This is a genomic window from Staphylococcus cohnii species complex 1663 (assembly GCF_041008415.1).
GTDB lineage: Bacteria > Bacillota > Bacilli > Staphylococcales > Staphylococcaceae > Staphylococcus > Staphylococcus ureilyticus.
Genome location: NZ_JBFDVL010000001.1, coordinates 120,737 through 133,286 on the forward strand (window position 1 = coordinate 120,737; position 12,550 = coordinate 133,286).

Consider the following 12,550-nt stretch of genomic DNA (forward strand, 5'->3'; position numbering starts at 1 on the left):
ACATGTATTTGATTACATCATTGGTTTATCACAGGTGAATAATTTAGGGCTCTCAATATTTACTGTCTCTAAAGTGAGTTTGAAAAATTATATTAGTTATTCCAAGTATTCATCATTAAAAATTTCGATCTCAATTTTAAGTGTTTCATATTCTTCTTGAGCATTTTGCCATGCCTGTGAGTCACTATTATCATTAAATTTTTCGATATTATCTAATATTTTATCTCTTTGATTTCTAAACTCTTTTAATTGAGATATGATTTCATTTTCTTGTTTGCTTGAAGCCATTGTTTTTAAATCAATAATGGAACCGTCCCAACTCGTTGTCATATCTTTAGCATCAGACAATGACTTTTCTTGTTCTGTATAATCTTCAGCGTTAAACGCTGTATTTAATATTTTTTCAATTCCTCCAGTATAATTTATGGCTTCATGAGTAAATGAAGCAGATACTTCGCTATCACGATTAGTTGTAGATGTCATATTATTCAAGGTATCTTCATCAATTTGATAAGTGTTTTCAATTGATTGTATTTCATCTCCATCAATATTGATAATTATAGTGAAATTATTATCAGGATTATCATCGTATATTAACTGTGAATCAGTTTCTATTGTTGGTTCACCATGAAAATCTTTAAAATCAGTTGTTGATATGTTCTCTGGCAAAATATATACACTCGATACAGTTTTATCTATCCCGTAATATACTCCAATATTGTTATATTTTTTCACATTCCCAATATCCATCGATATGCTATCATTAGGTTCTCCGAATTTTTCTTTTATATCATTTTTCGACATACCAATATTTATACCCGCATATCCATCAGTATTATCTGCATTCATATAATTTTCACTAAAATTCGATGATAATACATTAACGTCTGTTTGTTCTTTATTTTTATTGTTTTGGCTATCACTTTTAAATACATTTATTGCTTCGTTATCTGAGATGACATTCTTGTAAAAAAAGTAAGTTACAAAAAATAAAGTTGATAATAAAATAACAATTGCACCTATTATAGCTATGATTTTCCAAGTTCTTGACTTATTATGTTTTCTTTGTTGCGTATTATTAATGGATTTTAAGTTATTTTCTGTTATTCTGCGGTATTTATTTTTTCGATTTTCATTTTCTAATTGTGTACCACATTGATTACAAAATGCTTTATCACTTTGGAGTTTATTTCCACAATTGGGACAATACTTCATCATTTTATATCCTCCTTAGCATCGATTGCATTTAATTGCAAAGTATTAACCTGTTTTAAACCTGCTTTCATTAATACAAATACAAAAAGCCAAACAATAAAAATTAATATTAAGTATTTTAGTATATAGCTTCCTACTAATGAAATAGAGGTATCCCATATGCCATGTAAAATTACTGAAGAGAAAAAGAAAAACAGAAAACGCTTATCGAAAAAGTTATTATATACAAAGTTTCTTTCTTCTTTAGCAATTACAATTCCTGCTCCAATAATCGCTGACCAAACTAAATGTCCACCAATAGCAGTCCATGCTCTTGTAAATACCATATCAATTAAAGGAACTCCAGATTCAGAATAGTAACTTAATATATATCCGGCTGACTCAAAGACTGCAAATCCTGCTCCAATTGCTCCTCCAATTAACAATCCATTTAAAATTTTATTAGTCTTATATTTATTTATAAAATAAATGACTATGACAGCTTTACCAGTCTCCTCTACTAATCCAACTAAACCTGCATCAAACATTGTCATGGTTCCATATAAATAATAATCGTCACTAAAAGTAACAAAATTATATAGAATCATGGTGCTAACTAATGAAAATACACCACCTATAAAAAACATTTTCAACACTTCAAATATACTAATATTTTTAAAAGCATTTGATTCATAAAAAAAGAACAAACCAGTCAATGGCACTGTCAATGCTCCAATAAATATCAAGCCAGGTATTGCATTTGGGTTTTCAAACACACTTCCTAGAACCCATAACATTGCAAAAGTAATACTGAAGGCCAAAAAAACTCTTGAAAAAACCCAAGGTTTACCCCATTCTTGAGAGACTTCATCTAGTGATGGTGTAGTCATTTTGGTACCTGCAATAAATATTTCATCCGCTTCTTCTTTTGAATGTGATTTAAATACTTCTGAAAACATATCTTTTAAATTCAAATCCAAACTTTCATCACTACCAGCAAACCTACCTATAGATTTAGTAGTACTATTAAATAAATTTTTTGCTTCATATTTTAAATCAATGTTATCTGCTGTTTGTTTTTCAATCCTATCACTCGTCTTGAATGTTTCTTTAAGCTCTGCTTTCTGATTTTCTTCTATACTTTCATCTTCTTTTTCTTTTAAATTGTATCCGCAATTCATGCAAAATTTATCTTGATCTTCTATTTCTGTATAACAATTCGGACAAACTTCATTTTTTTGGCTCATGATTTCTTCATTTTCTAAATTATGCCCACAATAAATACAGAATTTATCATTATTCTCTACATGACTTCCACAATTTGAACATTTCATATAATCCCCGCTCCCATAACAATAAAATAATACATATACCAATATATTAATGTATTATGCAAGAAAATTCTATATAATTTTCTTGATTCAAAAAACTCTTCAAACTAAAAAAATATATAAAATAAATATTATTGTAAGTAAATTCAAAAAAGCATTGAATCGTTTTTTGTTTAACCCTTAGAAATTAATAATGAATATTCATAGATAAATTAATTTCAGAAATATGTGTTTTTTTAAAATATTTTCAAATAATATATAGAAAAGCGTGGCAAAATAGATTAATATAAAATTAAAATAAATATAGAATGGGGAAAGCAATGTGAAGAAAATTTTTGCAAGTTTAGGCGTTATTTTATTAGTTGCAGTATTGGGAGTTGCTGTTGTATTTGCATATGGTAGTTACAAAGATTTAGAGCTTAAAAAAGAAGAAGCTAAAGTAACTGAAAACAAACAAAAAGATAGTAAAAACAAAACTTCCAAAAAAGAACAACAAAATCAAACTACAAACCAAACAGAAATTCAAGAATCAACAAACACAAATAATAATTCTAATGAAGAACTCAATACTAATGAAGTGCGAACAACAGAAGATGGTGAAGAAATTAAAAAAACTAAGAATGGCATAGATTATACTGGTGAATTTGATTCTCCTGAAGAAGAGGAAGAGTTTGAAAAAGGTGTAATGGCCCAATCTGGTGGTGGAGCTACAAATGGAGAAAATACAGAAGAAAGTTCACCTAAATATACAGCTGAAGATGCTAAAAACATGTCTGATGATGAATTCTTAGATGCATATAAAGAAGGCATGAGTGAAGAAGAAGCTGCCGCTGTTGATAGTAGAGCTGAAGGTTCTGGAGATTATATTGGTTATTTAAGAGGTCAAGTTGAAGCACGATCCAATGGTCAAGGTGGCAATTATTAAAATTTAAGGATGAATAAATCATGAAAAAATTATTAAGTATAATAACAATAATTGCTATTGTTGGCATATTAGCAGCTGTTGGATTTTTTGGATACAACAAGTATCAAGAAGTAGAGTTAGAGAAAAATAAATTACAAGCTCAGCAAAAAGAGAATGACGACAGTAATTCTCAAAATGTTAGTGAAACATCTAATAATGAGAATCAATCGAATGAAAGTCAAAATAATAGTCAAGAGCAAGAGAATGATGGTAGTCAAACAGTAAAAGTTCACGAAGGAAGTAGTGAAAGAACTGCGGATAAAGATGAATTTTCTGATTTGAAAGTGAATAGAGATAATGTATTTGATTATGTCATAGCAGCTGTTAATCAAACTGATGGCGGAGATGCTTCTCTTATAAATTTTCAACAACCAGAATTTTCAGCACAAGATGATGGCTTATGGAGAATAGCAGCAAATAATAAGAGTGGCCACGGTTCATACACCTTTATTATAGATCAAAATGGAACTGTTCAAATTTGGGACGGCTTGATGAATGAAAAAATTGAAGAACAAAAAGTTACAATAGAATAAATTTTAAAAAGGGGAAAGTAAATGAAAGAAAACTATAAAAACTTTATCCAAATATTTACTAAAAGAAAAAGCATTTTAACTCAAAGTATTATTTTAATATGTATGACGTTTTTCCTGTTTAATAAACATAGCGTTAATGCATCTGAAATCACGCAAGAACAAGCAGAAAATATAAATAATCAAGAGACAAATACAAGTATAAAGAGCAACGATATTAAAACGGAAAATGTTCAAAACAAAGATATAAAAACCAATGCACAAAGCACATTGACAGAACCCCAAAATGAAAATCCCAAAGTTGATAATAATCAAAATGATAATTATTTAGCTAGTAAAAGTAAACAAGTGGTTCAACAAGAAAATAAAAGCAAAAACACTCTAGATTACAAAGGCGTCGTTGAAGATACAGATCATACTCAAGAAAAAGTTATGGATTCTAAAAATCTAACACAAATTAAAAAACCTGAATCTATTACTACACAACAAATGAGTTCACCAAATCAACAGACATTATATAATGCTCAAGCCAAATCTAGCCAAACCGATAATGAAACATTAGCTATACAGAAACAGCAACAATTAAATACAAATAGACTGAAAAACATAAATGGCAACAGTACTTATAAAAATACTTATTATGATAAGAAATATGAAGGTATTTTAAGTATCGAAACGGACCGCATTAATTACAAACCTGGTGACACAGTTAAAATATATACTGAGCATAACAAGAACTTTACTAAACCTATATACAGCGAAGCGATATTATACTCACATAGATCTAGTGGATGGTATATAGACGATCCACCATATCGTTTTGATAAAACTTCATTGGTTGGTAGAACGACATCATTTTATAAGAAAGCGAATGGTAATTGGGAATCTATCATAACTATTCAATTGCCTGAGAAAATGGTAGATGATGCTTTTGATATTACAGTTAACAGCTGGAATGACATTGAATCAGAATATACGAGATCATATAGTAATTCCAATGGTTTACTTATAAAAGTGTTAAATAATAATACATCCGATTTAGGCAAATATAAAGTTGAAGCGTTTGATGAATCAACTAAACCCAAACAAGAATTTAATGGTCCAAAAATCATTAAATACTACACAGATAAAAAAATTTATAATCCAAATGATACAATAAAAATGACAATTGAAATGCAAGACAAGAATGATATCGCTTATGTCCAAGCTAAACTAAATACATTAGAACCCGATGTATATAAAGATGGCTCTCAAAAATATATTCCGATGACCTTTGCGAATTTCACAAGAGATATTAAACAAATGAGTAATGGAAACTGGCAAGCTATTCTTGAATTCAAAATACCATCTTACATTAAAACAGGTGATATAATACTTGATGATATTGTAGCTTCTGATAAGTTGGGTAACGATAATGAACTTGATTATGATTTTGATAAAAAATTATTTAAAGTTGAACGAACTGAAAATATAGCTTCATTCACAGTCGATACAATCGCAGATTTTTCAAAAGAAATAAGAGGAAAAGCTACATCCAATATGATGGTTTACGCTTATGTAAATAATAAACAAATAGGAAAAGCTAAAGTTACTGATGGTAAATATTTTATGAGTATTCCAAAACAAAAAGCAGGTACAAATATTCAAATATTTACAATTAATAAATACAATAAAAAAAGTAAGATTATTACCAAAAAAGTTATAGATAAAACAGCACCTAAGACACCCACAATAAATAAAATATCAACAAAATCTAAAGTTGTTAGTGGAAAAGGTGAAAAAAATTCAACTATCTATATCTATAGAGGATCAAGTAGGATAGGTCAAGCTACTGTAGATACAAAAGGTAATTATAAACTCAATATTAAAGCACAGAAAAAAGGTACTAAATTAACAATATACAGTGTAGATAAAGCAAAGAATAAAAGTAAAAAATTATATGTAAAGGTATATTAAAATATACTCTTAATAGGACTATAGAATAATTAATAAATATTAGAATGCAGATACTAAAAATACGGTTAGAGAAATATTTCTCTAACCGCGTTTTTATATTTTTTTGGTACTCATTTTTATTGTTTACATAATAGGTCGTTATCAGAACTACACAAACATCTTCTGTAAAAACCCTTTTTTACGTTCTTTTAATAACTCAACTTTAGCAGATTGTTTTTCAATTAATTTATCTAGTTTTTCTAGGAATGAACCTGTTTTTTGTTGTTCTTCAAGAACTGGAATATGTAATTTTAAATTTTTTAATTTGTTAAAATACATATAAGTTCTTGAACCCCCTTGTTTTTGCATTAAAGCATATTTTTGAAATTCTATGCCATTATTTAGTAGTTCTCTAAGAAAGTAATTATCTAAGTTATCATTCGTACTAAACACAGGGTATAATGTACTTACAATACCTTTAGGGACCAGATAATTTATATTAAATTTAAATACTAAATCATCGCTCATATGTCTGTATGTGAAAAAACCATATGGTACTACGTTATATCCTGTGTTATCTTTAGAAGCTACATCTCTTGTGAAATAATCTTTTTGTAAGAATAATCCTTCCCTTGAAGATGTTAAAACTGGATATTGATTATTTTCAGTAGTTTTTTCGTCATGCGAAATTAGATAGTTTCCTAAATAATTATATTTCCATTCTGGATATTCATCCCCATTATCGTCTTTAAAGCGAAGTTCTTGTGAAAATATTTGTTGCATATATCCCTTTTTCTGTTCTTCTAACTTCTCTAATTTTTGTTCTTCCAATTCGATTTGTTGGTCGAGTTTGCTGAAGAAATCGCCTATTTTTTGTTGTTCCTCTATTTTAGGGATTAGCAAGTTTATATCATTTAAGTATGAATAATAAAGATTAGATACACTCGCTCCCTCTACTCTTTTAGCAAATTCGTATTTCAGTTTACTATTAAAATATGATGTTATAAATATCGGATTTTGATTGGTATTATATACAGAAATCATTTCTCCAATAGCGATATCAGAAAATGGTAAATACGAACATTTGGCAAAATCCATAGGGTCTTCTCCAACCCGGGGTACAAGTATCTCTCCGCCTTTACTAAAACGTAAATTATTTCGATCTATATTAGTGTAAGAATATATTTCGTTAATTATACCTTTATACTTTGTATATAATTCACCATACCTCACACATGGAATTGTTGCATCATCAGTTATTGACCACTTAGGAGCACTTTTTCCATAGTAAAAACTTCCTATGTCACCAATTGTCGTTTTCTCCCATTCCCCAGTAAATTCTGGAAATCTCAATTTAGGTACATTTTTCATTTCATTAGTCATGTTTATACACTCCTAATTCTTTTAAATATACTTTGATTTCTTGTTCTACTTGTACTATTTCGTCATCGATCTGATTTAAGTCTTTTTGAACTTGGTCTAAGTTAATTGGTTCTTCTTCTTCAAATGTGTCAACGTATCTTGGAATATTGAGGTTATAGTCGTTGTCTTCAATTTCTTTGAGACTTGCCACATAACTATATTTATCAACCATTTCTCTGTTTTTATACGTTTCAATGATTTTTTCAACTTGTTCATCTGTAAGATGGTTTTGATTTTTACCTTTTTCAAATTCGTTTGATGCATCAATAAATAAGACATCTTGATCTGTTTCACGACATTTTTTAAATACGAGGACACATGTTGGAATTGAAGTACCATAGAAGATATTCGCAGGTAAACCAATCACTGCGTCTAAATAGTTCTTCTCTTCAATAAGGTATTTACGGATTGTGCCTTCTGCTGCGCCACGGAATAACACACCATGCGGTAAGACGACCGCCATTGTTCCTTCGTCGTCTAAATAGTGCACCATATGTTGAATAAAGGCGAAGTCAGCTTTTGATTTGGGCGCTAACTTCCCGTAATTGCTAAAGCGTTCATCATCATTAAATTTACTGTCCGCAGACCATTTGGCACTGTAAGGTGGATTAGCGACAACCGCATCAAACTTTTCATCTAAAAATGCTGGATTTTCTAATGTGTCATCATTTTGAATATCAAAATTTTCATAGCGTACATCATGTAGCAACATGTTCATTCGAGCCAAGTTATATGTTGTATTGTTACGTTCTTGTCCATTGTAACGGTAGACCGTTGTTTCTTTACCCACACGTAGTAATAATGAGCCTGAACCACACGTAGGGTCATAGACATTTCTTAGCTTGTCTTTACCTAATGTAACGATTTTCGCTAAGATTTTTGACACTTGTTGGGGTGTATAGAATTCCCCAGCTTTCTTACCTGCATTGGCCGCAAAACGCCCAATTAAGAATTCATAAGCATCACCTAACATATCAATTTCCATATCACTATGCACAAATGGTAAATCCCCTAAATTAACCATGACTTTACTGATGAGTGCCGTACGCTCTTTAACCGTATTCCCTAGACGTGTCGAACTTAAATCCATATCACTGAATAAACCAATAAAATCTTCTTCACTGTCTTGGCCAAGTGTCGATGTTTCTACTTTTCGAATCGCTTGTGCTAAATGTTCAATATCAAAACGTTGGTTTTCAATCTCTTTAACCATACTACTGAATAAGTCTTCAGGTTCAATAAAATAACCCACATTCTCGATGAGTTCAGCTTTTAAATCTTCACGATATTCTTCATCTTCCCAAGCTTCTTCATATGTTAAATCTTCACCTGATAATGCTTCTGCAACTTCTGTTTCAGCTTTTTCTGATAAAAAGCGATAGAAAATGAGTCCTAGAATATAATTACGGAATTCACTCGCATCCATATTACCTCTTAAATCATTGGCGATGGACCATAAACGTTTATGTAATTCAGCTTGTTGTTGACGTTGTTTCTCTGTAATTGACATGTTATTTCCTCCATTTATTAAAATGCTTTATGCTAAATTTATTTAATTATCCTCTGTATTAGCAACGCATATCAAAACCTCTGCAATATTTATTATCACAAAGGTTTGATACCATTTCTAGCTACTGTATTTTTCTGTCACTTCTTCGACAAATGATGTGACTGCTTTTTTCGTTTGACGTTTTTCTCGTAATTTTTTATCACCCACAAGATCCTTAAGGTGATCTTGATTGACAATACCGCTATATTCATATTCACTTGTGATATCTTTAAGTACCTGTTCATCAACTGCTTGTTGACTCGCAAATTGGTTAAATTCTGATTCACGCTTCGCATTTTCAAATAGGATATAAGCTTCATCAATATTGTCTTCTTCAGACAATTCAGGTATAACTTCATCGATAAACTCACGAATCAAATCACGTTTCAAACGTAAAGTTGGATCATCCGCGTTGTCTAACATACGTCTAATTTGTTCACGATTACGTTGTTGCTCTGCCTTATCTTTTAAATCAATTTGTCTGACGAGATCCATGATATAAGATACATTAATTCGATCATTACGTAAGATTTCTATTTCAAAATCAATATCGTTCAGAATAGAGACTTTTTCAACTTCACCACGTTTAGGTTTCACTTCGTCATATATCGCAAAATACTTACTCTTATAGTCTTCAAATTCTTGTTCATCCATACCGATATTTGCTTTTGTAAAATCAAACTCATCAAATGCTTTCAATCTCAGCACTAGTTTTGAAACTAAACGGAATGCTTCTACAAACGCTTTTTTCTCATTTTCATCTTGAACTTGATCCATATCTTGAGGCTTCAATGCGACAGCTTTCAATTCAGCTAACGCGTCAACAAACTCGGCTTTATATTCATCATAATCTCTCATTAACACACGATCTGTGTCTTCAGTTTGAGAGAACAGTTTTAAGGCGTTATCGGTATTTTGTTTCAAGTCACGATAATTCACGATTTTACCAAACGGTTTGGTTTCTTTTTCCACGCGGTTCGTACGTGAATAGGCTTGGATTAAATCGTGATACTTCAGATTTTTATCTACATATAATGTGTTTAATACCTTACTATCAAAGCCAGTTAAGAACATATTAACGACGATTAAAACATCAATTTTGTTATCTTTGACACCTTTTTTGACATTTTTAGAGATATGATTAAAGTATTCTTGGAAAGTATCTGTCGAGAAATTTGTGCCAAAGTTATCATTATAATCTTTGATGACTTCTTCCAATTTTTCTCTAGAGTGTGCCTCATCCACTTCTCCTTCATTACGTTCTTCATTGGCGGCATAAGAGAACACGCCTGCAACTTTTAAGGGATGTTCATAGTCCTTACTGACCTTTTTAAACGTATCATAATATTTCACAAGTGCTGGAATGCTTTGTACAGTTAATATCGCTGAATATTGTCTATTTCTTGTGTATTTGTCATGATTTTCTGTAATATGGCGCGCAATGAGTTCAATGCGTTGATCGGATAACCAGACCTCATCGGTATTAATACCTTCAACCAATTCATCTGTCTCTGTATCTATATTCTGAGCTTTAATGGTGTTGATATAGTCTACGGAAAAGCCCAAAACATTACCATCATGAATCGCGTCTTTAATTAAATAAGTGTGTAAACATCGACCAAAAATGTCCGCAGTACTCCGACCATCCTGACTTTGATTTTCCTCAAAACGCGGGGTACCCGTAAAGCCAAAATATTGCGCATTATTAAAATGTTGACGGACAATGCGATGCATATCCCCAAATTGACTACGATGACATTCGTCGATAATGAATACCACTTTATCGGTCTTATATTGATCTAGTGCTTCCGCATTATTTTGAATTGCTTTAGACATTTTTTGAATTGTGGTAACGATTAGTGGTAAGCTCTTATCCTTTAATTGTTTAACGAGTTGTGCCGTATTATTCGTCTTATCCACGGAACCTTTAGAGAATTTATTAAACTCCTCTTCTGTCTGGCTGTCTAAATCCTTACGGTCGACAAGGAAGATGACTTTTTTGATGTCATCTTGTTCTGACAACACTTGACTCGCTTTAAAGGAAGTTAATGTTTTACCACTGCCCGTGGTATGCCAAATATAACCATTATTACTCGTTTCTGTAGCTTGACGTATCAAGGCTTCAACAGCGTGAACTTGATATGGGCGCATAGCCATAAGGATATTGTCTGTTTCATTTAAAATCATATAGCGTGAAATCATTTTAGCGAGATGACAAGGTCTTAAAAATGTTTCAGTAAATTCATTCAATGTATTGATACGATTGTTCTCTTTATCACTCCAATAAAACATATGACTTTTATATATTTCGCCATCATTATTAGAGATATAACGCGTATCGATACCATTACTAATAATAAATAATTGTATGTAGCGGAAAAGGCCAGTGTAGTTTTGTTTACGATAGCGCATAACCTGATTAAAAGCTTCATTGATATCAATGCCACGACGTTTAAGTTCAATTTGAACTAAGGGTAAACCATTAATTAAAATTGTGACATCGTATCTCGCTTTATATGTGTCTTCTACAGATACTTGATTTGTGATTTGGAATTTATTTTGACACCAATTTCTCGTATCTAAAAATGATAAATACACTTCAGATTCATCATCTCGTTTCAAAGGCATTTTATCACGCAATATACGAGCGCTTTCAAAAATCCCTTTACCATTAATCATAGTTAATAAACGTTGAAACTCTTTATCTGTTAAGGGTTCCCCATTTAATTTATCAGCATGACGTTCATTTAATATCGAACGGAAATTATCTAATAGTTGTTGTTCATTTCTAATCGTTACCGTTTCATAGCCATTGGATTTTAGTTGTTCCATCATTTCAGTTTCTAACGCAAACTCACTTTGGTATACCATAACATCCCCCTGAACTTATTTTGTCTATTTATGATCAATAATTATATCGTGTGATTGTATTTCAACGATTACCTTATTAATAATTATAACATTTAAATTGTTATGGAAATACAGACAAACAAATTAATCATTTGTTATTGCAGTGTTTTTATATTGATATTATTAAGTATAGTATATTTTTATTTTATTGTATTTTACAACGCCTTGTTTTTTGATAGCATTGAAAGTGAAGCTTACATAAAGGAGATGTAATAATGAAATTTAGAAAATTAGGGATGTTAGGTTTGTCTTCTTTTATTATTTTAAGTGCTTGTGGTCAAAATACAGATGATAATAATAAATAAGACAATAATCAAACACATGAAAAGGATAAAAAGTCAGATGAAATTTAAAAACTATCAAAACAGTATGTTAATTTTATGGAAATAATAAGTTTAAGGAGAGTTACAGGATGAATAAAAGTAAAGTTTATGTCATCACAGTGTTAACTATATACTTAATAATTATGGTAGTCTGTTTACCAGTTTTAATTAAAAATGGTAGTTATTCGGCTATTTTTTCTGCTTTCATTCCTATAGCAATAGTAATAATTTATCTTATCTTTGATAAGCGAAATAATAATGATAATGAGGACTAATAGTAATCATAAAACCCCCTACCTTTAACCATCTTTACAATATATTATAGTATATATACCTATTTAGGCGCTGTGAATTTTAGAATTATGTACTACTTTTCTAATTATTTTAATTTT

At 30.5% G+C, this 12,550-nt stretch carries 8 protein-coding genes; 3 read left to right on the top strand and 5 right to left on the bottom strand.

Annotation, left to right across the window (positions count from 1 at the left end):
• Positions 1 to 96 precede the first annotated feature (96 nt).
• On the bottom strand, positions 97 to 1,218 hold the full coding sequence (locus AB1J10_RS00525; protein WP_369002916.1) for a zinc-ribbon domain-containing protein: 1,122 nt from the start codon (positions 1,216 to 1,218) through the stop codon (positions 97 to 99).
• Entirely contained in the window at positions 1,215 to 2,528 is a 1,314-nt protein-coding gene (locus AB1J10_RS00530) for a PrsW family glutamic-type intramembrane protease (RefSeq protein ID WP_369002917.1), read from the bottom strand. The genes AB1J10_RS00525 and AB1J10_RS00530 overlap by 4 nt, the downstream gene beginning before the upstream one ends.
• Before the next feature lie 319 nt (positions 2,529 to 2,847).
• Here AB1J10_RS00530 and AB1J10_RS00535 point away from each other — a divergent pair, with 319 nt between their 5' ends.
• The 3 genes from AB1J10_RS00535 to AB1J10_RS00545 are packed head-to-tail and all read left to right on the top strand — an operon-like array spanning position 2,848 to position 5,975.
• A complete protein-coding gene (locus AB1J10_RS00535) occupies positions 2,848 to 3,450 on the top strand; it encodes a hypothetical protein (RefSeq protein ID WP_369002918.1) in 603 nt (200 codons plus the stop codon).
• A 20-nt stretch (positions 3,451 to 3,470) separates the two neighbouring features.
• Complete coding sequence (locus AB1J10_RS00540) at positions 3,471 to 4,022, top strand: hypothetical protein (protein ID WP_369002919.1); 552 nt, start codon at positions 3,471 to 3,473, stop codon at positions 4,020 to 4,022.
• Positions 4,023 to 4,043: 21 nt separating this feature from the next.
• The gene (locus AB1J10_RS00545; RefSeq protein WP_369002920.1) at positions 4,044 to 5,975 is read left to right on the top strand and encodes an Ig-like domain-containing protein; all 1,932 of its coding nucleotides are present in this window, start codon (positions 4,044 to 4,046) and stop codon (positions 5,973 to 5,975) included.
• 147 nt (positions 5,976 to 6,122) lie between these two features.
• Here the strand turns inward: AB1J10_RS00545 and AB1J10_RS00550 are convergent, their stop codons facing one another.
• The 3 genes from AB1J10_RS00550 to AB1J10_RS00560 form a co-directional block, all read right to left on the bottom strand.
• The gene (locus AB1J10_RS00550) at positions 6,123 to 7,337 is read right to left on the bottom strand and encodes a restriction endonuclease subunit S (protein ID WP_369002921.1); all 1,215 of its coding nucleotides are present in this window, start codon (positions 7,335 to 7,337) and stop codon (positions 6,123 to 6,125) included.
• Complete coding sequence (locus AB1J10_RS00555; RefSeq protein WP_369002922.1) at positions 7,330 to 8,886, bottom strand: type I restriction-modification system subunit M; 1,557 nt, start codon at positions 8,884 to 8,886, stop codon at positions 7,330 to 7,332. Before AB1J10_RS00555 ends, AB1J10_RS00550 begins: the two co-directional genes overlap by 8 nt.
• A 117-nt stretch (positions 8,887 to 9,003) precedes the next feature.
• The gene (locus tag AB1J10_RS00560; RefSeq protein ID WP_369002923.1) at positions 9,004 to 11,796 is read right to left on the bottom strand and encodes a type I restriction endonuclease subunit R; all 2,793 of its coding nucleotides are present in this window, start codon (positions 11,794 to 11,796) and stop codon (positions 9,004 to 9,006) included.
• Positions 11,797 to 12,550 lie beyond the last annotated feature (754 nt).